Source organism: Nostoc sp. (assembly GCF_036919555.1).
GTDB lineage: Bacteria > Cyanobacteriota > Cyanobacteriia > Cyanobacteriales > Nostocaceae > Nostoc.
Genome location: NZ_JBALCS010000113.1, coordinates 1 through 23,762, shown reverse-complemented (window position 1 = coordinate 23,762; position 23,762 = coordinate 1). Strand labels below are relative to the sequence as shown.

At 43.2% G+C, this 23,762-nt stretch carries 20 protein-coding genes, 1 tRNA gene, 1 rRNA gene and 3 pseudogenes; 13 read left to right on the top strand and 12 right to left on the bottom strand.

Annotated elements, in window-relative coordinates; translation table 11 throughout:
- Positions 1 to 9: 9 nt before the first annotated feature.
- From V7K36_RS31230 to V7K36_RS31215, 4 genes and pseudogenes are all read left to right on the top strand, one after another.
- Complete coding sequence (locus V7K36_RS31230; protein ID WP_335121636.1) at positions 10 to 2,607, top strand: TonB-dependent siderophore receptor; 2,598 nt, start codon at positions 10 to 12, stop codon at positions 2,605 to 2,607.
- A 13-nt stretch (positions 2,608 to 2,620) separates the two neighbouring features.
- On the top strand, positions 2,621 to 2,746 hold the full coding sequence (locus tag V7K36_RS31225) for a hypothetical protein (RefSeq protein ID WP_335121634.1): 126 nt from the start codon (positions 2,621 to 2,623) through the stop codon (positions 2,744 to 2,746).
- A 2-nt stretch (positions 2,747 to 2,748) separates the two neighbouring features.
- Positions 2,749 to 3,768, top strand: coding sequence for an iron-siderophore ABC transporter substrate-binding protein (locus tag V7K36_RS31220; RefSeq protein ID WP_335121632.1), 1,020 nt, complete (start codon positions 2,749 to 2,751; stop codon positions 3,766 to 3,768).
- A 75-nt stretch (positions 3,769 to 3,843) separates the two neighbouring features.
- Positions 3,844 to 4,355: pseudogene (locus V7K36_RS31215) on the top strand (RNA-guided endonuclease InsQ/TnpB family protein); the annotation flags it as partial.
- A gap of 125 nt (positions 4,356 to 4,480) precedes the next feature.
- Here the strand turns inward: V7K36_RS31215 and V7K36_RS31210 are convergent.
- From V7K36_RS31210 to V7K36_RS31170, 9 genes and pseudogenes are all read right to left on the bottom strand, one after another.
- On the bottom strand, positions 4,481 to 5,617 hold the full coding sequence (locus V7K36_RS31210) for an amidohydrolase family protein (RefSeq protein ID WP_335121631.1): 1,137 nt from the start codon (positions 5,615 to 5,617) through the stop codon (positions 4,481 to 4,483).
- A gap of 18 nt (positions 5,618 to 5,635) precedes the next feature.
- Positions 5,636 to 6,985 (bottom strand): glutamine synthetase family protein, encoded by a 1,350-nt coding sequence (locus V7K36_RS31205; protein WP_335121629.1) that lies wholly within the window; start codon positions 6,983 to 6,985, stop codon positions 5,636 to 5,638.
- A gap of 147 nt (positions 6,986 to 7,132) precedes the next feature.
- Positions 7,133 to 7,969, bottom strand: a complete 837-nt coding sequence (locus V7K36_RS31200) for a hypothetical protein (RefSeq protein ID WP_335121627.1) — start codon at positions 7,967 to 7,969, stop codon at positions 7,133 to 7,135.
- 478 nt (positions 7,970 to 8,447) lie between these two features.
- Positions 8,448 to 9,359: an SDR family NAD(P)-dependent oxidoreductase gene (locus tag V7K36_RS31195; protein WP_335121625.1), complete on the bottom strand. Its 912-nt coding sequence runs from the start codon at positions 9,357 to 9,359 to the stop codon at positions 8,448 to 8,450.
- Between the two features lie 105 nt (positions 9,360 to 9,464).
- Entirely contained in the window at positions 9,465 to 11,042 is a 1,578-nt protein-coding gene (locus V7K36_RS31190) for a GMC family oxidoreductase (protein WP_335121623.1), read from the bottom strand.
- Positions 11,043 to 11,264: 222 nt separating this feature from the next.
- Positions 11,265 to 12,077: an alpha/beta fold hydrolase gene (locus V7K36_RS31185; protein ID WP_335121621.1), complete on the bottom strand. Its 813-nt coding sequence runs from the start codon at positions 12,075 to 12,077 to the stop codon at positions 11,265 to 11,267.
- A 634-nt stretch (positions 12,078 to 12,711) separates the two neighbouring features.
- Positions 12,712 to 12,990, bottom strand: coding sequence for a hypothetical protein (locus tag V7K36_RS31180; protein WP_335121619.1), 279 nt, complete (start codon positions 12,988 to 12,990; stop codon positions 12,712 to 12,714).
- A 271-nt stretch (positions 12,991 to 13,261) separates the two neighbouring features.
- Positions 13,262 to 13,345 (bottom strand): annotated as a pseudogene (locus tag V7K36_RS31175) (DNA-binding response regulator); the annotation flags it as partial.
- 869 nt (positions 13,346 to 14,214) lie between these two features.
- A tRNA-His gene (locus V7K36_RS31170) sits at positions 14,215 to 14,287 on the bottom strand.
- A gap of 125 nt (positions 14,288 to 14,412) precedes the next feature.
- Here V7K36_RS31170 and V7K36_RS31165 point away from each other — a divergent pair.
- The 4 genes from V7K36_RS31165 (at position 14,413) to cobA (ending at position 17,635) form a co-directional block, all read left to right on the top strand.
- Entirely contained in the window at positions 14,413 to 14,796 is a 384-nt protein-coding gene (locus V7K36_RS31165; RefSeq protein ID WP_335121644.1) for a DUF4359 domain-containing protein, read from the top strand.
- Positions 14,797 to 15,224: 428 nt separating this feature from the next.
- Complete coding sequence (locus V7K36_RS31160; RefSeq protein ID WP_335121617.1) at positions 15,225 to 15,902, top strand: pentapeptide repeat-containing protein; 678 nt, start codon at positions 15,225 to 15,227, stop codon at positions 15,900 to 15,902.
- Between the two features lie 189 nt (positions 15,903 to 16,091).
- A complete protein-coding gene (locus V7K36_RS31155) occupies positions 16,092 to 16,859 on the top strand; it encodes a sirohydrochlorin chelatase (RefSeq protein WP_335121615.1) in 768 nt (255 codons plus the stop codon).
- Positions 16,856 to 17,635, top strand: coding sequence for a uroporphyrinogen-III C-methyltransferase (gene cobA / locus V7K36_RS31150; protein ID WP_335121613.1), 780 nt, complete (start codon positions 16,856 to 16,858; stop codon positions 17,633 to 17,635). Before V7K36_RS31155 ends, cobA begins: the two co-directional genes overlap by 4 nt.
- A 76-nt stretch (positions 17,636 to 17,711) precedes the next feature.
- Here cobA and V7K36_RS31145 read toward each other — a convergent pair whose 3' ends face one another.
- Positions 17,712 to 18,332 carry a hypothetical protein gene (locus tag V7K36_RS31145; RefSeq protein ID WP_335121611.1) on the bottom strand — a complete coding sequence of 207 codons (621 nt, stop codon included), beginning with the start codon at positions 18,330 to 18,332 and terminating at the stop codon, positions 17,712 to 17,714.
- A gap of 346 nt (positions 18,333 to 18,678) precedes the next feature.
- On the opposite strand from V7K36_RS31145, the gene V7K36_RS31140 reads away from it, so the two are divergent.
- Both V7K36_RS31140 and V7K36_RS31135 read left to right on the top strand, forming a co-directional pair.
- Complete coding sequence (locus V7K36_RS31140; protein WP_335121609.1) at positions 18,679 to 19,647, top strand: homogentisate phytyltransferase; 969 nt, start codon at positions 18,679 to 18,681, stop codon at positions 19,645 to 19,647.
- A 3-nt stretch (positions 19,648 to 19,650) separates the two neighbouring features.
- Positions 19,651 to 20,124: a tetratricopeptide repeat protein gene (locus V7K36_RS31135; protein ID WP_335121607.1), complete on the top strand. Its 474-nt coding sequence runs from the start codon at positions 19,651 to 19,653 to the stop codon at positions 20,122 to 20,124.
- Here V7K36_RS31135 and V7K36_RS31130 read toward each other — a convergent pair.
- Positions 20,121 to 20,318 carry a hypothetical protein gene (locus V7K36_RS31130; RefSeq protein WP_335121605.1) on the bottom strand — a complete coding sequence of 66 codons (198 nt, stop codon included), beginning with the start codon at positions 20,316 to 20,318 and terminating at the stop codon, positions 20,121 to 20,123. The two genes, V7K36_RS31135 and V7K36_RS31130, sit on opposite strands and share 4 nt — an antisense overlap.
- A gap of 63 nt (positions 20,319 to 20,381) precedes the next feature.
- Between V7K36_RS31130 and V7K36_RS31125 the strand changes: the two genes are divergently transcribed.
- The 3 genes and pseudogenes from V7K36_RS31125 to V7K36_RS31115 all read left to right on the top strand — a co-directional run bounded on the left by V7K36_RS31125 (position 20,382) and on the right by V7K36_RS31115 (position 23,270).
- Positions 20,382 to 22,535, top strand: a complete 2,154-nt coding sequence (locus V7K36_RS31125; RefSeq protein WP_335121603.1) for a hybrid sensor histidine kinase/response regulator — start codon at positions 20,382 to 20,384, stop codon at positions 22,533 to 22,535.
- Between the two features lie 96 nt (positions 22,536 to 22,631).
- Positions 22,632 to 22,847: pseudogene (gene miaE / locus V7K36_RS31120) on the top strand (tRNA isopentenyl-2-thiomethyl-A-37 hydroxylase MiaE); the annotation flags it as partial.
- An 18-nt stretch (positions 22,848 to 22,865) separates the two neighbouring features.
- A complete protein-coding gene (locus tag V7K36_RS31115) occupies positions 22,866 to 23,270 on the top strand; it encodes a VOC family protein (RefSeq protein WP_334831929.1) in 405 nt (134 codons plus the stop codon).
- Positions 23,271 to 23,666: 396 nt separating this feature from the next.
- Here the strand turns inward: V7K36_RS31115 and rrf are convergent.
- Positions 23,667 to 23,762 (bottom strand): 5S ribosomal RNA (gene rrf, locus V7K36_RS34360); the annotation flags it as partial.

Here is a 23,762-nt window from a genome sequence, read left to right as displayed (position 1 = left end):
TGTTTAGCGATGTCTATACCAGTTTTAGGTCAAGAGATCCCAAATACTAACGCTAGTGAACAGCAGTTATCATCGCAAAAAACTTTAACTACAACAATTGAAGCAACTACAAAGATCCCCAGCCTCAGCGAGTTGCAATTTAGTAAGAATAGTGCCGCATATTTATTGAGGACACCCAGGAATCAGAACTCTGTTTCTCAAATAAGTCAAGCCACAACTCCTGTTGTGTTGGTGAGTAATGTGAAGGTAAACACCACTGACAAAGGGATAGAGTTAATTTTAGTTACTTCCAATTCTAAGCAGTTATCAGTTTCACCGAAAACTGAAGGTAATTCCTACATTGTGAATATACCCAATGCTCAGTTGCAATTGGCGAGTGGGGAGAGTTTTCAACAATTAAAGCCAGTAGCAGGAATTGCACTAGTTACAGTTGCTAATGTGGACGCTAACACGCTGCGGGTGACAGTAGTTGGGGAAACGGGTGCGCCTGTAGTGGAATTATTTGATAGTCAGAGTGAAGGTTTAGTATTTGGGGTGACAAGTACTGCATCTACCGGACAGCAGCCAATACCAGACAAACAACCAACACCAAAGCAACAACCACCCATTGAGTTAGACGTGATTGGAGTGGCGTCAGGAGGCTATAACATTCCTGATGCGACTACAGCCACAAAAACACCAACGCCACTACGCGACATTCCTCAATCGGTTCAAGTGGTTCCCCGGCAGAGTTGGGAGGCTCAAGGAGCCATTAACGCTATTGATGCCTTAAGAAGCGTCGGTGTTATCCAGGCTTTCAATTCGCCGAGTAATGGTGATGTCTTCACAATTAGGGGTTTTCAGACGACTAACATCCTTCACAACGGTCTTAAGGACTATGTAGGAGGAGCTACAACCGGACAAACTCAACTCAACGACATTGAACAGATAGAGGTTCTTAGAGGACCTGCCTCTGTCCTTTACGGCCAAGGTAATCCAGGTGGCACGGTTAATTTTATCACTAAGCAGCCCCTGAGTGAGCCTTACTTTGCTGCCAGTATGACTGCCGGTAGTTATAGTTTGTATCAACCAACTTTAGATATTTCTGGGCCTCTTAATTCTGACAAAACGCTCCTTTATCGTTTAAATGTTTCTTACTTCAATACAGAAAGCTTTGTTGACTTTTTTAACTCTCAGCGTTATCTAATTGCGCCCGTTGTTAGTTGGCAAATAGATCCCAATACAAAAGTGACTTTTGAAACAGAGTTCCGATACCAGCAGCAGTTCCCCAGAACAGGGCTACCTGCTGTAGGAACTATTTTGTCGAACCCAAACGGAAAGATTCCGCTCAATCGGAACACATTGGATGTGAACGCCAAAAACGACACTAGCTCTGTTCTGTTGGGCTATAACTTAGAACATCGCTTTAATGATAACTGGTACTGGGTGAATGCTTTTAAGGTTAGGTTTGTCGGCTTTCTAAGAGATAGTGCCAATTCTGTCGCTCTACAACCCAATGATCGGACTCTGAGACGCTCAGAGCAAACCGATATAGGAGGGCCAGGTGTGGATAACGAGTATGCTCTAGACAATCATGTGACAGGTAAATTTAAAATCGGCGGTCTTCAGAATGAATTAGTCGCAGGCTTTGACTTGTACAGAGAACTCAATATTTACAATCGGACTACGAGTCAAATTGGTTCTATTGATCTATTTAACCCCGTCTATGGTCAGCCGATTGGTGCTGTTATTTCTACACTTAATCAAAAAACGATCAATGATGACATCGGTTTTTATGTTCAAGATTTAGTAACCCTTGCTCCCAACCTGAAGTTGGTTCTCGGCGGACGAGGAGATTTTGTCCAGAGTAGCGTTACCAACTTCTTAAATGCAAGTGCCAATCGAAGTCAACCTGACCAGGCATTTAGTCCTCGTGTAGGTCTTGTCTATCAACCTATCCAACCCATCTCACTCTATGCCAGCTACAGTCAATCCTTCTCCCAAAATATTGGAACCACCTTTGGGGGTAGTTTATTTAAACCCAGTACTGGCACTCAATACGAAGTGGGTGTCAAGGGTGATTTCTTCAGCAGCAGGCTATCTTCAACCCTTGCTTTGTATCAACTGACTTTATCCAATGTTTTGACGATTGATCTGAATAATCCCACATTTAATGTCCAAACAGGGGAGCAACGCAGCCGAGGCATTGAACTCAATGTCACGGGGGAGATATTGCCTGGTTGGAATGTGATTGGCTCCTATGCTTACACGGATGCACAGGTGACAAAGGATAATGTATATGCCATTGGCAATCGACTACCGAACGTCCCTTTTAATAGTGCGAGTTTATGGACGACTTATACTTTTTCCAAGAGTAACCTGCAAGGATTAGGGTTTGGCTTGGGTTTGTTTTATGTCGGCGAACGGCAGGGAGATTTGAACAATGCGTTCAGTCTCGCCGATTATGTACGTACTGATGCAGCTGTGTATTATCAAAGAGGCCATCTTAGCCTCGCACTCAACTTTAAGAATCTGTTCAATGTTCAGTACTTCACCCCCCGAACTATTCAACTTGTTTATCCTGAAGATCCATTTACAGTGCAGGGGACAGTGAGTTGGAAGTTTTGAGGAAAGAAGCTCTATGGCAAAGGAAGTTGGACTCAAAGAAACACATTTTAAGTTCAGTTTTTTCTCTTGTATAGATTGTGAGGCGATCGCACTTGGCCGCAGTCACTTTGCTACAACCTCTATCTTGTTCACTTTGTAAATATGCCTAAGTTGAAGTTCTACTTGATTGTGCTACTTATACTCCCAGTGGTTTCTGCTTGCAGCTTCTTTAATCCTCAATTACCAACGCGCGACACCAGCCTCATTTCATCAAGACAAAAATCACCTGTAGCTCTCCACCTAGTCCAACACGCGATGGGTCAAACTCTAGTTCCTGTCCATCCTCAACGAGTTGTCGTCATCCAACGATGGCTCGTGCAAATACCTCTAGCTCTGGGGGTCAAACTGGTGGGCGCTCCCGGTCTGGCTTTAACTCTCCAAGGGCTAGGGTTAGATAATAAGCACCTTGGTATTGAAGACATTGGCGCGGCTTTTTCGCCAACGAATCTAGAGAAGATTATGACCCTTAAACCGGACTTGATCTTGGGGAAAATTGATGAGAACCGGGACAACTACAGTTTATTGTCTCATATTGCACCCACCGTTTTAGTTAAGATGCCAAACAGTGGAGACTGGAAAAAGCCGTTTATGCCGACGGCAAACGCTCTGGGTCAAACCGAGACAGCAAAACGTGTAATCGACAAATACAACGCACGCTTAACCGAGTTCAAAGAAAAGATGGGTTCCCGACTCAAAAAGATTCGAGTTTCCGTCGTGCGCCTCTCGCCAAAGCTAATTCACGCGACAACCAAGAGTTCATTCTCTGGAACTATCTTAGAGGATGCCGGTCTAATCCGTCCTCCTTCGCAAAATCTGGATGCAATCGGAACTAAAAAGAAAGAGGGTAGCCCTGTTGGTTATGCTGTATCTCCAGAGGTACTCAGCCAAATAGATGGAGATGTCCTATTTATCTTGCGCTATGGCTTCAAAGATCCAGCTGAGTCTAAAACCGCTCTCCATCAACTAATGGCAGAACCTCTGTGGTCAAAGCTTAACGTTGCCAAACAGGGCAAAATTCATATAGTTGATGAATTTTGTTGGCTCGCTGGCAGCTATCTATCAGCCAATCGAGTTCTTGATGATTTATTTACAAAAAATATTGGGAAGTTTGAAAGCCCCTAAAGAACAGGTACACAGTACCGTATTCTGTCCTTTAGGTAGGGGATGAAAAATGACTCAGGTGGTTTTAACCACCGTGTATATGTCCAATTCTGTATTGATCTAAACCGAAGAGAAGACATAGAACCAACAGGTAATACAGTTGGGCTGAAAGAATACTACACCGATTCAATCGGGGTAATGGTTAAGAACCCTAAATTTTTGCGTCAAGGTGAAAGGATTCTCAAGCTAGCACAACGTCGAGTTTCTCGCAAAGTGAAAGGTTCAAAAAATAGAGGCAAAGCTAGGCAGATTTTGGGCAAACGCCACCTGAAAATAAGTAGGCAACGTCAAGACCATGCTGTGAAATTAGCACGGTGCGTAGTTCAGTCTAACGACTTGATCGCCTACGAAGATTTGAGGATTAAAAATATGGTGAGCCAGCGCGTTGGGCGGGTTCCCCGACTTGAAGCGACTGGCGAGTAAGGGTGAAAAATCAAAGTCTAGCTAAGTCTATTAACGATGCATCTTGGTATCAGTTCCCTGTGTGGATTGAATACTTGGGAAAAGTGTTTAAGCGGGTAACGGTGGCGGTTAATCCGCAATATACAAGACTTTTTTTAACTATTTGAGAGTGTTAATACTCATTTTTATCTGGGCATAGCATTCTGCAATTATGAGAATTGCTGATATTATGGTAATTTTGGGAATAGGTAATTGGTATTGCTATTAATAGTTACGACTTGCTGATACTGGACGCTGATTGGTAGAGAACTAAGGCATTTTCACGTAAAATTGCGACAGCGATCGCCTCTGCTTCAGCCACAGTAATGTCAGAATCTGCAATTGCTTGCTCTAGCACTTCTCCTAAAAGCTGGCGACCCCACTTTGCACCCAAATAGTACAATTCTGGAATTGAGTGTGCATCAGAAGAATACATTAATTTAGTAGTGGGAGTTAATTCTAACAGCTCCCTGATTGCTGACCGCATCCCGGATACACTTAAAAAAGGTACTGCCAAACCGAAATCTAAATAAACTTGGGGATATACAGAAGCTAAATAACCAGCCTGCTGCATATAAGGATAGGAAGCGTGTAGCAATACTAATGGTACACGGCGGTACTGGGGTAACTCTAGTAAATATCGCAGATTTAAGGGATTAGCCAATCGTAAATCCAAATCGGGATCACCAAAGCCAGTATGTAATTGCACTGGTAGGCGATATTTCGCCGCTACTAATAACGCCTGTTGTAACAGAAAATCAATCAGGGATTTATCAGTCAGTCGCAGAGGTTGATTTTGCCGTTGTTGTTTGAGGTTGTCAAAATGAGCCGCCGCCACCTCGTCGGCTACAGGTTGAATATCTAAGCCACTCCGGTAACAGGCAATACTTTTAAAAGCCACCACTCCAAACGGTGGTGGATCAAGTTCGCTGTTGAATCTTGCTAAAAAAGTTGCAAAATCTTCTGATTGCGGAATTAGCTGTTCTGCTAATAGTTCTAATCTCAGAATTCGTCGCACAGGAATAAACTTTTCATGCCACGATAGAGGTAGGATCGTTTCTGGCTGAAAACCATCATCTAAGTAAATTGCCTCTAGATTAGCGGCCTGAAAATAAATCTGCGTCAGTTTTTCTAATCCTAGACTTTCCCGCCGTGCCAAAATTGCTGCTTCTTCAGCTTCGCAGTTTAATAAAGCTGCAATCTCGCGCAAGCTACGCCGATAAAAGAACGTATGACGGGCATGGTAGTTGATGATTTCTGGATCATAGCTTTCAGTAAAGGCAGCCGCGTAAGGATACTGGGCAACAACTTCTGGTCTGAAGATGTTGTGGGCGTGTTGGTCAATTAAAGGAATGTCGGCTAGATTCATTGCTAGGTAATCAGATCGCTAGTATTTCTCTAATAAGGTTTTCACTTCTGCCTTTAAGTCCCAATCTTTCATCGCTAGCCACTCTGCTTGACGCACTGCTAAGAAAGCTTTCGCTAACTGGGGATTTAAAGCTGTTAATAAGATATCGTCTTGCTGAAGGTGAGCGATCGCTTGCCCCAGATTATCTGGTAATCGGTCTATTTGATTAGCATTGCGTTCTTCAATTGATAAATATCCAGGGTCTTGATTCACCGGGTTTCCAGGTGTTAGACCACGCTGTACACCATCAAGTCCGGCGGCAATTACTGCTCCTATTGCTAAGTAAGGATTAGCTGAGGCATCCACAGTTTTCAATTCCAAGTGGCTGGGACAGCCCAAACCAGGGTCACTGGGGATTCTCACGGCTGCCTCCCGATTATCTAATCCCCAACAGCGAAAAGCACCACTCCAACTATGAGGAAGAATGCGGCGGTAAGAATTAGTAGTTGGGGTAGTTAGTGCCATCATTGCCGGCAGATGGTGCAGAATGCCACCAATAAATTGTAATGCCACCCCAGAAAGACCAGAGATTCCTTGTGGGTCAGGTAATAGGTTTTTCTCGCCATCCCAAAGGCTCAGATGGATATGACAACCACTACCAGCCGCATCCGGGAAGATTTTGGGTAAGAATGAAGCGATCAGGTTGTGTTTGTAAGCGATCGCTCTGACGGTTTCTCGAAAAGCAATCTGCCAATCAGCTGCTTGCAAAGCATCGGTATAGCGGATGGAAATTTCCTGCTGACCGGGGCCAGATTCTGGATAATATTGTTCTACAGGTATATCTTGAGCGATCAGTGCATCCGCGATCGCATCTATTACTTCTTGGTTAAGATCCATTGCCTGAGTTGAAGCAAAAACTGTGGAGTCGGCAGGAATGATTCCTTCAGGTGTTTGCCGAAGTAAGTAAAACTCATTTTCAAATGCTGCCCGCACTTGGCAGCCATTAGATTCGGCTGCCGCAATCATCCGCCTTAAGAAATTTCGCGGGCATAATGCCCAAGCAGAACCATCTAGTACCATATTGCCCATAACACGAACATGACCAGGAGCATAAGGTAAAGGCTTTAGACTAGACCAATCTGGTATTAAGCGAATTTCACCTACTGGCCCTAAATCAGTTTCTGGCACAACCACATCATACATCACAGGAATTCCCTGCTGCCCTACGGAAATACCCACCCCATGCTCAAAGTAGTGAGCTAGCATCCCTACATGTACGGCTTTGCCACGGATAATGTTAGCATTATCGCACCAAAGAACTCGCACGAATTTGACACCAGTTTCTTCCAAATATTGACGTGTTTTTTTCCAGTTATTTTTGTCAATCATTGCTATAGCAATCCTAAGTGATTCATCATAAAACACTATCTTGATTTATTAACGCTCAGTCAAAAACATGACAATTAAATTAAATTATGATTAAAACAAAGGCTTTCACACGGATTATGTTCAGGTTTCTACCTATTAGGTTCTCACTCAACTGAAAACCGTTATATTACTTGCCTCATGATGCGCCCAGTCCTTAAAGAACAAATCGTGACTGATGCGCGATACTATTGCAGGTACGTCGCGGCGGATGCTATGGATGTCACCAACTGGCAATCCGAAGCTGACCAAACCAGCAGGATTAAATACGTGAATGTCTTTTAGATAAGGGGCAGTGCCAGGTACTTTTTCTTGGTATTCGTGGGCGCTACCGAGGTAAGGATGTGCCCCCAAACTGTCGTCGCGCAGTCCTTCTGGTGGCTCGTAGCGATCGCGCCAGAGGGCAATCTGCTCTTGCAAGTCGGCTAGTTCGGGACGCTTTGTTGGGTCAACGAAGTAACCAGTGCCAGCGATCGCAAAATCAAACTCGAAAACATCATCGTTCACCTGGATGGCAATGCGATCGCCCAGTTTCCGTGCCGATTTCCAAGGTGCAGATAGATGGATGTGAAAGTTCGGGAAAGCGATCGCTCGCTCAATCGAGTTCGGGGATGGCGCGGTGCCTGCTTGATGAAAGCGCCAAGCCTGGAACCATCGGGCTGCATCGGGTAGTTGGGGATAGTTGTCGTAAGCACCAGGGTAATCCCGTATCCGAAGGACTGACAGAGATGCGATCGCCGATCGCCGTACAAATAGATGTACTGCCTTATCTCCCGATTCCAGCGCCACTCCTGCTGCATCGAAAGCTGAAGCCGCCGCACCCAGCACCGCCACAGTCTTACCGCGCAGTGCTTTAAAATCGAGGTTTTTGTTTGTGGGTTTGGATTCGCTAGAACGTGTTATGGACAACTGCCAATCTGATAGGGATTTTGGATTTGTGTGAACCATTGAAATGTTATCGGTTCTGTTGCATCACAGCTTTGAGAACAGCAGATTTAACCCTTCAGTCATTATTGGATGAGTTAAAACGCCATCGCGCAAAACGGTATAAAGCATCTGAGCTTGCATTCCCATCTGCACCGTCGAAATCATTTCACCCCCTGCATGACTAACCCTTCAGAACTATTGACACAGACCACTAGGTTCTATAGAAGTTCATAACCCCCTCTAAGGGAAACCTTCCGGTACACCCAGGATTTCGTCGCCAATTTCGCTAGAGATGCGATTGAACTTAGAGATTAAGTTTATTGGCAATGCGTTGTGAGGTACGCTCCGCTTTAATTAAATCTGCTGCTTTTTCGCCAATCATGATGGTGGGTACGTTCGTATTTCCCGTGGTGATCGTGGGCATGATGGACGAAAGCCTGGCAGGCTTACGACCGGCAATTCGTTCATCAACAGCGTGAAGCTCACTGTTACTGCCAGGTCAAGCGAGCAGGCGCAACGATTCATTCCAGAGCCGATCGGCATTGTCTGGGTTCAGGGCGTAGGGGGCAACTCCGCTCATATAGCCGTTCCCGTTGGTGACGAGAGTGGCTTCATTGCAGTCCTCGAAATAGCGTCCGCCAACGCCCTTTAGTAGCGGAGAGGTTGCCAACAGAACGGAAGTTGCCGCACCCTGCGCTATTGTCTTCTGCCGCTCAGGTGGGGTTCTAAGACCGCCCGTATGACGCTGGAGGTTGGTTGCGATCGCCCCAGGCATCAGGGCATTAGCGGTAATGCCATCCTTGAACCAGCGCGCAGTAGCACCCACAGCAAAGAGGATGCTTGCGGTTTTGGACTGTGCATACGCCAACCACGGATCATAAGGACGGAACATGAAGTGAATATCATCGAACACAATGGGCGACATCAGGTGCCCGCTAGAACTAACCAACACGATACGGGCGGCACCCTCTGCTGCGAGAGCGTCGTGTAGTCCGAGCGCTAGGGCAAAGTGTCCGAGATAGTTAGTGGCAAATTGCATCTCCCAGTCTTGGGGTGTGCGCTGTTCGGGCAGTGCCATTACCCCTGCATTATTAACGAGGATGTGCAGCGGCTCACGCCAGGCAGCAATGAACTTGGCAATTGAGTTGCGATCGCTTAAATCAAGCGGAGCAACATGAATATTCCGGTTCCCAATAGTAGCCATAATGTCAGCCGCGACTTGCGCTCCAGCATCGGTATTACGCACAGCTAGTGTGACGCTCGCTCCAGTTTGAGCCAGTGCCCGCGCCGTTTCTACGCCGATGCCCGATGCGGCTCCCGTAACGATCGCCCGCTTGCCGGAAAGATCAATTCCTTCTACGACCTCGGCGGCGGTGGAATGTCGTCCGAATGGTGTTGTAATCAGTGCCATTGTGTATTCCTTTACAGAGGTCGAGTGTTCTGTTTGCCTAACATCGACCGATAAACGCTCAACAGGTATGATAATCTGAGATTGATCAAAGACGATCGCCCGTTTCTAAATAGATGAATACGCCGGATTTTGGACGTTAGATTTGCTGAGAACCGTTCGTGCTGTGCGACCTGCTTTAATTAAATCCGCTGCCTTCTCACCAATCATGATGGTCGGTGCGTTCGTATTTCCTGTGGTGATTGTTGGCATGATGGAGGCATCAACAACTCGCAATCCTTCAACCCCATGTACCCGCAACTCAGGATCGACCACTGCCATTGGGTCAATGCCCATTTTGCAAGTGCCAACGGGATGCCACACTGTGCTGCAATTGTTGCGGATATAAGCAACGAGTGCTTCATCACTCTGAACCTCAGCACCCGGAGCAATTTCTGCACCACGAAACTCATCAAAGAAGTTGCTATGAAACAATTGCCGCATTAATTTAATTCCCTCAACCAGCTTCTTCACATCGGTTTCATTTTGCAGATAGTTCATCCGCAACATCGGTGTGTCTTTAGGATCAGGCGTTCGCAAACCGACACTGCCAATATTTTGCAGATCGGTCAAAGCGACTGCACACGTAAATCCAAATGCCGCTGGAGCATAGCCAGGGGGTAAGAGCTGAATGGAACCGAATAGAAACTGTAAATCGGGTGCAACTGCTGAATTCCACTTGCTATGCAAAAATAATCCAGCTTCCCCGATACCACTGGTGCTGGCAAAGTGTAAATCCTGAGTTGCTTGGTATACCACAGGAGAGAAAATGTGGTCTTGCAGGTTTTGCCCAACACCTGGCAGATCGACGACAACAGGAATCCCTAATGTTTGTAAGTGTGCTGCATCCCCAATGCCGGAAAGCATTAGCAGCTTGGGCGAATCGAACGCGCCCGCACTTAAAATCACTTCCCGCTCAACCCTGACTTGGTGCAGCATTCCCTCGTGCAGATATTCCACCCCAACGGTGCGGGTTCCCTCAAACAACAATCGAGTCACCAATGCCCCAGTCGTTATGGTCAAATTGCGACGCCCGACAATGGGCACAAGGAACGCAGCAGCAGCACTGTGCCGTTTACCCTCCTTGATAGTTTGCTGATAGAGTCCGGCTCCTTCCTGCTGCGTACCGTTGAAATCAGGATTGTAGTCAAATCCCATTGCCACAGATGCCTCTACAAATCGTTGAGAAATTGCAGTTGGCGCAATGAGATCGGTAACGCTCAACTCCCCATCAACTCCGTGGTAGGCGGAGGCACCGCGTTGCTGGTGTTCAGATTTCTTGAAATAAGGCAAGACATCAAGGTACGACCAACCGGGATTTCCCAACTCCTGCCAGTGGTCATAATCCTGATGATTGCCTCGGACATACGTCATGAAATTAATCGAACTGCTGCCTCCCAAGACTTTGCCACGGGAACAAAAGATTTTGCGATTATTCAAGAAGGGTTCTGGTTCAGAGAAATAGCTCCAGTCCACCTCTGAGCCTAGTAGATTGACGCACTCCGCTGGGATGAAAATCTCTGGTTTCGTATCTGGGTTACCCGCTTCGAGTAGTAACACAGTTGTGTGATTGTCTTCGGTTAGACGATTGGCAACCACACTACCTGCTGACCCTGCACCGATTACAATGTAGTCATAATTAGTCATAAAGTTCTCTTCCTCTGTTATCTACAATGGATAAATGGAGTCACGAATGAATTCATTTAAAGAGCGATTGCTGAGATACTGTTAGTTATTTGATTTACAACACCCGATCTGCTGAATTTAACTGCGTACCAATGGTGTATCCACCAAATGTTCTGCCAGAAACCAAACTTGCGTCTCATTGGTTCGCAGGACTTAGCTCACTAACAAATCGTTAAATTGGGATTACTTCGCAGCAGTGCTTGCTGCTTCAATCACTTTGGCAACCTCTTTTGGATGAGAGATAAAAGGAACATGACTGGAGTTAACTTCGGTTGTCTTTGCTCCAATCCGTTTAGCCATAAATCGTTGAAGTTCAGGGTTGATGGCGCGATCGTTTTGAGTCACGATAAACCAGGAAGGAATCGTTTTCCAGGCGATTTCATTCACTGATTGCTCAAACGCTGCGCTGGCGATTGGCTTTTGGGTTGCTGCCATCACTCGCGCCTCAGCCTCCGATACGTCCTGGGCAAAAAATTTGTGAAACTTCCCGCGATCTACATAGAGAAAGTTTGCAGCATCAGATACGATCGCCGTACTAATCGGAGGTGCTGCGTACCTTTTATTCAAATCACTCGTCTTTTCACCGACATCTGGTGCAAAAGCATTAACATAAACCAGAGCTTTCACCTGTGAATTGCCAGCCGCCGCTCCCGTAATCACATTTCCACCATAGGAATGTCCGACTACAACAACAGAACCCTTTTGATTATTAATCACCCGCTTCGTCGTTGCCACATCATCAACAAGCGAGGTGAGCGGAATCTGCACAGCAGTCACTCTGTAGCCATCCTGCTCTAACAATGGAATGACGTGTTGCCATGATGTACCGTCAGCATAAGCCCCATGAACGAGAACGATCGCAGGTTTAGAGTTGGACGCTTGAGGTAATTCCTTAGAGGTGGCTGGTGTTGGATGCATTGATATTCCAACGACAACACTTAATGCAAATAACCACAGCAACAATTTTTGAACTTTTTTCCATGTAAAAAGCATCATGGCGATCGCCTCTGTATTCTTGCTAAATTGCTGAAATCTCTGATTCTTGTCGTCCGTATAGAAGTTATGAAATGCTCTCTGACGAAATACTTGTTAAGATAAGCAATAAAAACCTTAATCATTTGCAGCAACAATGGCTGCGATTATCTGCTCAACAGTCCAGCGATCAAGATAGCGAATTCCATTAATAAACAGTGCTGGGGCAGCCGTTACTCCACTGTATAATCCAGAAGAAAATTAGATGGTGCGTTAACGAAATGTAATAAATTATACCAAAAACCCCACTTCCATTCCTCTCCCCGTTGGCGTCAGCCTGCCGTTAGGCAAGGGTCGAGAGGCTTTGAAATTCCCATTCCCTTGTAGGGAAGGGGGGTTAGGTTTCCGAGCCTCAGAAGTTACCAAAAATACTTTTCAAACATCCTCTAAGGTCGACTTTATCTAAAATTAAGAACTCGGTTTTCTTTATCCGCCAAAAAGCCAGGATTTTTGGCGGATACTTATTTCCACGGCACAGATTATCAATGAAGTTAAAAAAGTAAAACTACCGTCCCACAAAGGTTTTAATGATAGCGTTCGTGCAACGACTCCGCAGGAGTATCGCGTTGCGAAAAAATGGATAAAGTCGAGCTAAGGTTTAAATACAAAATAGTCGACAGCTTGCTAGCAAAGTTTTTTTCTTATCTAGAGCAGCATTTCTATTTTGAGATTGAGTTTGTTTGATGCTGTAATTAATTTTCAGGGCATCGTCTCCTAATGTATTGTGCTTTTTAATCGCTGTGTTTAAGGTAGGTGCATTGAGATTATTCTCTAGAGTCACACCCTGATTGATTTTGGCAATAGCAGAGTTTCCAGAGAAAGTTATTGTGCCAACGATTACGACTCCTAAACCTTTAGCCAAATTCCAAACATCCATAATTGTATTCCGCCTTTCTTACCAATTCTAAATATTCTTTGGCATCAATTAACTAGAGGATTTCGCCGCCAGTGAGCAACTAAAAGTTTAGATACTTTTGTTGAAGCTTTGGAGGCTTTCTGTACAAATATATGCAATTAACTCTAACTTGTCGTCCCCTAAAAGTTGAAACTTTTACTCAATAGAGTGATTGATAAATCAGTCCATCTCAAAATGGAAGGTTGGCTCCAACTAAAGTTGAAATTTGGATTCCAACTTTAGTACAACTTACTTACAAATTGACAATCCCTCGTTTAACAGCAATAATCACGGGTTGAGTGCGATCGCTCACGCCCAGTTTGCTCAAAATCCGATTGCTATAACATCAAAGCATTAAGAACCTAACCCCCCTAGCCCCCCTTCCCTACGTTCGCGTAGCGGCACGAAGTGCGGGAATGGGGGTTTCAAAGCCTCTCAGGAGTGGGGGAGAGGAATGGAAGCGGGGTTTCTAGTATACTTTACGATTTTTCAAACATCCTCTTATATCAGGTTTGGTTAAACACTTATAATAAGCGACTGACAAATAAAAAAATACTCAACTACTTCTTGTGGGGTGGGCGACACGAGGGCACGTAGAGAAGGGCGGACAAGATGTCCACCCCACAAGATTGGATAATTTATTTCTTGTCAGTCCCTAAGTAATTGGGTCAAATTAAATATAAAACCTCACCCTCCCTCCGGCTTCCCTCTCCGATACTTTGGAGAGGGATTGAGGGTGAGGTTTGATCTTATATTTAATTACGCCTACCTACTTATCTGCTTTGTTGGGTTGAGGAACTAAACCCAACATTTGATCCTTGTTCATGTTGGGTTTCACTGCCGTTTAAGCCAACCTACATTGATAGATTTTATTATAAATAATCACCCGAACTTGATATTACTTGTAAAATTTTTTACGCTATAGGCGTTGCGTAAGTCCTATTCTCCTGCAAAGAAGCAAGCGACGCAGAACGTCTCATAGAGAAGTGGCTTGTCATAAGACATTGCACAGCTAATTTTCACTTAGAAAGTAGATTTGCTTATATACATCAACTTCTTGATAAGATAAGCTAATTAATCATCGTGGGTTTGCGACCCTTTCAAGTCCATGAACTCGTAGATCGCAGATCCTTGCTAAAGTAATGGTTAGAATGTTCAGAACCACAACCCATCTTCTATAGGGATATTTAGTATGAAATTATGTAGGGCGAACGATGGGAATTGAACCCACGAATGGTGGTACCACAAACCACTGCCTTAACCACTTGGCTACGCTCGCCATTCAACAATTTTGATTATAGCAATAATTTGGCAAGCGATCAAGAGTTTTTGTTCAAGGAACGGACTCAGTTGATTTAGAGTCTCTGGAATCTAGCGATTAGAATGAATCTTTACTTGGCAAACATGAAACCCTTAACCATCATTGCATATACTGGAGCAGCAGTAGGACTTGCCGCCTTGGGTGTGACAATGGCGAAGACAAATCCCAGTCAGGTTAAATATGAAGAATATGCAGTGCAACGGTTGACAAAATACTTAAAAACTGATGTATGTAAAAAAACTACGAATATTATAGAAAATTTAATCCGTTTTAATTGTGATAAGTTGGTTGACTCGGCTAACCCGCAAATCCAAGAAATTGTTGCCAGGACTACAGAAAGACAAAATTACATTATTTTTAGCATTTACCGTACAGATTTAAAAATAAATTCTTGGATGCCTTCTTACAAATTTGAAACAGTGGGAGCTTTTGATCAATTTTATACTTACACTGCGGAAGAAAAATAAGGTAAGGAGCAGAGGAAGAATATAAAGATCTTGTAACTTTTTTTAATTTTATTCTTGATACTTTGTTGTCAGCTCCTTTTTATGAGGAGTTGTATTTCTGCTCAACCGAAACAGTGCTGAGTGCCCAGGAACTCGGCTTAGAGTAAAAAAGTAATAATTGCACTCAGCACAGAAGGTTCCAAGCCCCTATTTAAAAGTCATGGAAAAAGAAATAAATATTTATTTCGAGCGGAAAGTGCCATCAAGTTATAATACGTCCTTGTTTCAGTTTCAATCCCCTAGATTTATCTCTCTTGGTTACTCAGCACTCAGCACTCCTGAACTCATTTTGTACTGATCTTAATAAAAACAAGTAAATGTATTTTTTACTTGACTATTAGAGCACTCATAACGTATTTTTGAGATGAAATGATTTCAATTGAAAAAATATGTCTAGCAAACATAGAGCTATTGAGCTTCCTAATTTACCTTCACATGAAACAATGAATAAGGGGATACCTGATAACCAATTATATGAATTAGAAAGCTATAAAAATGTACATTTATCAAATTGCCAGATTCAGGGAACTAAAGGAGTAGATTTTCAATATGCATACTTTGATAATGTTAAAGCTATAAATACTTACTTTAAAAAACTTACTCTACAAGATGTTAGAATTACTAAAAGTGATTTCGCCAATACTGAATGGGAAGAGGGTTCGCTTAATAGAGTTGAATTTATTAACTGTAGGTTGCTGGGATTTAAAGCAATAAAGTGCAGATTGAAAAATGTTATTTTTAAAGGCTGTCAAGGACAATTATCACAATTTAATTCAAGTAAATTTGATAATGCTATTTTTGACAATTGTATGCTTGAAGATTCTACATTTATAGAATCTTCTCTAATTAATGTAAAATTTATAAATTGCCAAATGAATAATGTTATGCTTGCTGATGCTAAATTTAAAAATACAGACTTCCGAGGTTCTAATATAGAAGGTTTACAAATTAATATAAGTCAGCTTCAAGGTGCAATTTTAGATGTATTCCAAGCTGTTTATATTCTTCAAAGGTATGCAAATGTAATAGTTAAAGCTGTTGATGAAGAAACGACGGATAATGCATAAAAGTTGAAAGTAAGTTTTAAATTTTTGTTGTGAAAAACAGCAACTCTACGACATCAGTCCTCTCTTCATCCCCTTTTTTCGCCAAGGCATTGTTAGTAATTGATAATAGTTTCAATAATTACCAAAGTACTTAATTATCCCCAACTTCATATTAAATAAGAATAGTAACTAAGAGTTCAAGCTTTGCCGATGTCATCAGCCTATCTGCTATTATCTCACGGAAGTCGCGATCGCCGCCCAGAAATTGCTATGCAGCAACTAGCAAAGCTGGTATCTCACAAATTGCCAAAAAACTACAATTCATCAAATAGTGAACATCTGGTTGGCATAGCTGCTTTAGAAATGAGTCCTCAGCCTTTACATGAGCAGATTCAACAATTTGCCAAGAGCGCTTTTGGTGATGACTGGGTTGGGCTACGCCGACGCGGATTGTCTCAAAACGAGAATCGCCTCAAAATTGTACCGCTATTTCTGCTGCCGGGAGTGCATGTCATGATAGATATTCCCACCGAAGTAGCACTAGCACAACAAGCTCTTGGTCAAGATATCATGATTGAGTTGCAACCATATTTAGGCTCTCACCCCAATTTAGAGAAATTGCTGTCAAAGCAAATAGCTGCTATAAAAGCAGAAACATGGATTTTATTAGCTCATGGTAGCCGTCGCCCAGGTTCTCAAGAAACTGTGTCAGCAATGGCGGCGAGTTTGGGAGCTGTGGCTGCTTATTGGTCTGTACCTCCTAGTTTAGAATCACAGGTGAAAGAGTTGGTAACTGCTGGTTATCGGGAAATTGCAATTTTGCCATACTTTTTATTCGCTGGTGGAATAACCGATGCGATCGCCGCCTCAATCGAGGAGCTAAAATTACAATTTTCTGCGGTGAATTTCCAATTGGCAGAGCCACTGGGAGCAAGTGCAGAATTAGCCGAGCTAATTTGGGATTTAACAGATAAATGAACCGCACAGAAAAACAGGATAACAAGTATTTGGGAAAGGTTTATTTAGTAGGTGCGGGGCCAGGAGATCCAGGACTAATTACCCTGAAGGCGAAAGGTTTATTGGAATGTGCAGATGTAGTTATTTATGATGCCTTAGTGAGTCCGGCAATTCTGGCAATGATTAATCCCCAAGCAGAGCAAATTAATGCTGGTAAGCGTGCGGGGAGACATTCTTTGTTGCAAGAAGAAACAACTCAATTGCTAATTGATAAAGCGCAGGATCATCCAATTGTGGTGCGGCTAAAGGGTGGCGATCCGTTTATTTTTGGTCGCGGTGGCGAAGAGATGGCAGAATTAGTTAAAGCTGGAATATCAACGGAAGTTGTGCCAGGTATCACATCGGGAATTGCCGCCGCCGCCTATGCCGGTATCCCTTTGACTCATCGGCTATATAGTTCTTCGGTAACATTTGTTACTGGTCATGAAGCTGCGGGTAAGTATAGACCGATAGTGAATTGGAATGCGATCGCCCACGGTTCCGAAACCATTGTAATTTATATGGGAATTCACAATCTGCCTTATATTGTGGAACAATTAAGTGCATCTGGGTTGAATTTAGAAACGCCCATTGCTCTGGTGCGCTGGGGTACACGACCAGAACAAGAAGAATTGATTGGTACGTTAGAGACAATTGTAGAACAGGTAGAGCAAACTGGATTTGGTGCGCCGGCGATCGCAGTCATTGGACAAGTAGTAAATATGCACAGTATTTTGTCTGGTTGTCGCCCAGTTTGATGATTGACACAAAAAAAGAAAAATCAGAAGTGTAGAGAAAGCCGTTTAGATGGCGGGGTTTTGCTCTCCAGTGTCTTTAATTTTCTCGAATCCAAAATGCCAATCCTCCTCCACGACCGCGAGCTGCAATGAAATCTTCGGTGACTGAAAAGAAGCTAAAGAAGGGTAGTTTAGCTATGGGCTGGTTGTAGAAATCTTCTATTTTAACTTTACCAAAACCGATTGGTCTGTTGTAAACAACACGCTCAAACAGACTGATAAGAATATGGTTAAAGTCAAACGCCAATAAATTTTTCTTACTTGCATATTGCACTGGCCCCGTGAGCTTCAATAAAACTGGGCCAAATTCAACCTGATTAACAATTTCGCCTCTACCTGAATCCTCTTCCAAGGTGGCATTAAAGGAAACATAGACTGTTATAAACTTGGGTACATAAAAACCCTTGCCTAATAAAATTCCCCCGCGCTCTCTAACTTTCTTAGTGCCAGTGACAAAGGAAAGTTGCCATTTACCTAAAAGAGACTCAAGCGGATAAGTTAAGCATTGCGGCTTGGCAGATTTTTCAGCTTGTAGCAAGGCATTTACTAATATTTCAGCACTAGGGCGTGTGCCTCTGGGTTCTTGATACGCAGCCGCAGCATGGGATAGCACGCTAACAAAGTCAAATGTCGCTGTAGATGTCAAATCAGCTCTCATGAAGGCACTCTTGATTTAACTATTTCTTTACTTTTCTGATAGATTGTACCGTTATCGGGAGTGGGAAAAGATATTTTTATGGTTGGTTGTGAGATTTGATTGGGATTGAGTCCTAAAAAACTATCAGCCTCTCATTCGTGGGCTGCTTGCCAAGGAATGACTTGCTGCCGAACTGGACTATAGGCAGCAGCACCTAGATGGGAACGAGATCATGTCATGTCACCTTAACAGGGCTAATCCTTCCTCCCCTACGAAAATACACTGCGTCTAGACCTTTGGCTCTTGTTATGTTCAAATTCTGTGACAATGGTTAACAATAAACCGGAATACTGAATCTAAACAACTCATGAGCCAGAGTTCTCAAAACACCCCTTTGCCACCCAAACCCGTTCAATCATATTTCCATTGGTTATATGCTTTCTGGAAATTCTCTCGCCCTCACACGATTATTGGTACAAGTCTGAGTGTTTTAGGTTTATATTTGATTGCCATTGCCATTAGTAATCGTACTGATTTCCTATTCCCTACTCCCTACTCCCTACTCCCTGTCTTCGGTGCATGGATTGCTTGTCTGTGTGGAAATGTCTACATTGTGGGGCTAAACCAATTAGAAGATGTTGATATTGACAAGATTAATAAGCCTCATTTACCGTTGGCATCAGGTGAGTTTTCCCAGCAGACGGGGCAATTAATTGTTGCTTTGACTGGGATTTTGGCGCTAGTTGTGGCGTGGCTAACTGGGCCATTCTTATTGGGTATGGTAGCAATTAGTTTGGCCATTGGTACTGCTTATTCTTTACCGCCAATTCGGTTGAAACAATTTCCATTTTGGGCAGCGCTGTGTATTTTTTCGGTGCGCGGCACGATTGTTAATTTAGGATTGTATTTGCACTATAGTTGGGTGCTGAAACAAAGCCAAGTAATTCCGCCCGTGGTCTGGGTGCTGACGTTATTTATCTTGGTGTTTACCTTTGCGATCGCGATCTTTAAAGATATACCAGATATAGAAGGCGATCGCCTCTATAATATCTCTACTTTCACGATCAAACTCGGTTCCCAAGCTGTGTTTAATCTGGCTCTTTGGGTGATAACTGTCTGCTATCTGGGAATAATTCTAGTTGGTGTGCTACATGTTCCCTCAGTTAACCCCATATTTCTGGTAATTGCTCATTTAGCGCTGCTAGTTTGGCTGTGGTTGCGGAGTTTAGCAGTAGACTTACAAGATAAAAGTGCGATCGCTCAATTCTACCAATTTATCTGGAAACTCTTTTTTATGGAATATCTGATTTTTCCTATCGCTTGCTTTTTGGCTTAGACAATGCTAGAAACCTTTCCCACTAGTTCTATTATCGCTGCTCTTGTAGTTATTCTGAGCCTGTCAATGCTGGGCTATTTCGCTTGGAAAACTTTGATTACCTCAGACTTGTTTCAAAAAGGAATCAATTTGGCTCAAGCAAAGGATTACCAAGGTGCAGAAGCAGCGTTTCGCAAAGTGATTTCCCTCAACTCTACTAATGATGTGGTGCGCTTGTTTTTGGGAGATGTTTTAAACCACCAAGGCCAAGTAGAGGAAGCAACAAAATTTTTCCGGGAAGTGATTCGCCGCAGTCCGAAAAATCCTGATGCTTACTTGCGTCTGGCAAATATTCTCATGCAGCAAGAGCGAGAAGAGGAAGCTAAAACTAACCTGCTACAAGCTAAAGATTTATTACAAAAACAGCGCCAATCTGAAAAAGCTAAAAAAATCACTCAACTGTTAGATAAAATGAGTGCTAAGTCAAGTGAATCTTAAGTTGAATCAGAATTGCGGAAATTAAATTTTCTTGTTCCATCTCCTAATTTTTTGCCATTCCCATCATGATGGTGAGAATGGTTTTTATTTTGGAATTTATCAGTGTCTGCCGTAATTATGTCCGCAATATTCGCAAATTTGACCACTCCCTTCATCGCCCTGACAATTGCAATTTGATGCCCTACAAGCTGCATAACCACAATGAATTGATTTAGGGGTTACAAGGAGATTTTATAGATTAAAAAAATCAAGTGTTTATGTCAGACATAATATCAGAATTGTGGACTATTTTTTTTACATCAGGATCATTTATTCCACATGGACACTGCTATCTATGGCAAACGAATTTAGTTTGGTTACACATATTATCTGACTCGCTCATTGCACTAGCTTATTACTCGATTCCAGCTACACTCTTCTACTTTGTCCGCAAGCGGCAGGATTTGCCCTTTGATTGGATTTTTCTGCTGTTTAGTGCATTTATCGTCGCTTGTGGCACCACTCATTTAATAGAGATTTGGACACTTTGGCATCCAACCTATTGGCTGTCGGGGTTTGTCAAAACAGTAACTGCAATAATATCTCTAATTACAACAATACAACTTGTGTCTCTAGTTCCACAAGCACTGGCACTTCCTAGCCCTGCTCAATTAGAACAAACAAATCAAGAACTTCAAACACAAATAGCCGAACGCTTAGGGATAGACGAAGAACTGCGAAAATACCAGAATCATCTCGAAGAAATGGTTGCTGTTCGCACCAATGAAATTACCAATACCAATGAGCAATTACAACAAGAAATCCTTCAACGCCAACGCATCTTAGAAATTCTCCGACAAAGCGAAGAACGCTATCGTTATTTGGCTGAGGCAATTCCTCAACTTGTATGGACAACCGATGCTAACGGTGAATCTGATTTTTTTAATCAAAATTGGTGCGAATATACTGGGCTAACATTTGAGCAATCCTTGGGTTCTGGTTGGTTGGCAGCATTGCATCCAGAGGATGTCCAAAATGCTGATGAAGTGTGGTCTGATGCTGTAAAAAATAGAACTATATATAACAATGAATATCGCTTCAAACGGGCTTTTGATAACTCCTATCGTTGGCAGCTAGCGCGAGGTTTACCACTCAAAGATGAGCAAGGTTTTGTAGTGAAGTGGTTTGGAACATGTACGGATATCCACGAACAAAAACAAATACTTGAAGAACGAGCGCACCTACTGGAATTAGAACAAGTCGCACGAGCGAAAGCAGAAACAGCCAATCGAATTAAAGATAAATTTTTAGCCGTCCTCTCTCATGAACTACGCACTCCATTGAGCGCAATTCTCGGCTGGTCAAAGTTGTTGCAGACCCGCGTTCTTGACCAAGCAAAGATATCGGAAGCACTAGCCACAATCGAGCGGAATGCCATCTTACAGGTTCAACTCATTGAGGACTTGCTGGATATCTCCAGAATTTTACAGGGCAAACTGACGCTAAATATTACGAAGATTAATCTAGAGTCTACAGTATTGTCCGCACTAGAGACAATGCACTTAGCGGCAGAAACAAAGTTGATTGAGGTGAATACAGCATTTGCGCCGGATGTGGGACAAGTTATGGGCGACTCGACTCGTTTGCAGCAAATCGTCTGGAATCTCCTTTCTAACGCTATCAAATTTACACCCAAGGGGGGAAAGGTAGAAGTGCGACTAGAGCAAGCTGATGGCTATGCTCAAATCATCGTTAGCGATACAGGTAAGGGAATTAGCGCTGAGTTTTTGCCTTATGTGTTTGATTACTTCCGCCAAGCAGATAGCACCTCTACTAGAAGTTTTGGTGGATTAGGACTGGGATTGGCAATTGTGCGTAATCTCATCGAAATGCATGGCGGCATCGTCAAAGCAGATAGCCACGGTGAGGGTAAGGGAGCAATATTTACTGTTAGTTTACCGCTTCTGCCAGATGAAAGCCCAAGCCTGATAGATGAACAAAACTACCCTGTATTCTTACCTCCTAACTCCTTACCTCTCACTGGCATTCGGGTTTTAGTTGTCGAGGATGATGCTGATTCACGAGATTTTATTACTTTTGTATTAGAGCAAGATGGGGCTTTTGTGATTCCGGTATCTTCCGCATTTGAAGCATTACAAACCCTAGCAGAGGTAAAGCCAAATGTGTTGGTCAGCGATATTGGTATGCCCGATATGGATGGCTATATGTTAATACATCAATTGAGAACTTGGGCATCAGAACAAGGTGGACAAATTCCAGCAATTGCCTTGACTGCCTTTGCTAGAAACGATGACCAGCAAAAAGCCTTAAAGGCTGGGTTTCAGATGCATTTATCTAAGCCTATTAACCCAGAAGAATTAATTGCAGCCATTGTTAAACTTCTCGAAACAAAAGTGTCAGCAATTACCTAAAAAACGACTTTTTACTCCTAATGGGACTTAAACAAAAATTCTGCCTAAATGAAGCCCAAACTGCCTTTATAAGCAGCAAACAGGTGACGATGAACACGCCTGAGACTATTAGCTGCTCACTGTCCAGAGCTAGAGTTAGCAAAATTTTATCGTGGGTTAATGGCATCCGAAGCGCGTCACTACGGTATATATTGGGTATTAGCTGCTACTTATTTCGACAAAGAAATTCTCATGCAACCGCTTGATGAATTAGCAATTGTCGAAAGCGAGTTGCTGGCGAATTTGCACCTAGAACCTAGAATTCACAGTTAGTAGACTAACCCAACAGATATGAAGCTTCAGCTAACACACCTGAGACTGCTTGTCTCCAACTACAAAGATTCTTTTCTGTTCTACCGAGATCTGCTGAAATTTGATGTCGATTGGGGCGATGAAGATAGCGGATATGCTGAGTTTAATACCGGATATCTCAAGCTGGGTTTGTTCAAAAAAGAATTAATGGCTGAAGTAGTCCCAAGAATCGAACAGCCTTCATATGTTGTCAATCGAGATAAAATTGTCTTGATTTTTGCAGTTGATAACGTGGATGAAGTCTATGAGCAACTAAAAGATCACAATGCGATCGTTGTTACTCAACCACAAGATCGCCCAGACTGGGGAATCCGCACAGCTCATCTTCGCGATCCTGATGGCAATCTCATCGAAATCTATAACAATCTAGGAATTGTCACTTAAAAGTTCCCTGCCAAAAACTATCCAATATCTGAACTACAAACTTCGCTCTAATTTGAAATACAGCAAGTGGCGTTGCCGTACCCTTCTCTTAATCAAGCTACGCGCAGCGTCTCGTTGGCGCAGCATCTCGTAGAGAATAAAAGGGTACGGTAGGGTAGGCTAACGCACCCTTTTTATGATCTATTGCGCTGCGTTAGCCTAACGCCATAACCCACCCTACATAATACTTAGATTTTTTGAAAAATCAAATCGGATAAGTACTTGTATTTTTTTTACATTACTATACAATACTCACCCTTCCTTTTACCTAAACTGTAAACTCTCGCACATGGAGGGATCATAATTCAACTGAAGCCTCCTCATGATAATTTGAGGAGGCTTCAGTTGAATTATGATCCCTGGCATCGAGCTATTTTTGCGTAGGGCTACCCCTAAACTATCGTGGCCGCAGCAGCGTTTCACCTCTGAGTTCGGGAAGGGTTCAGTGTGGTT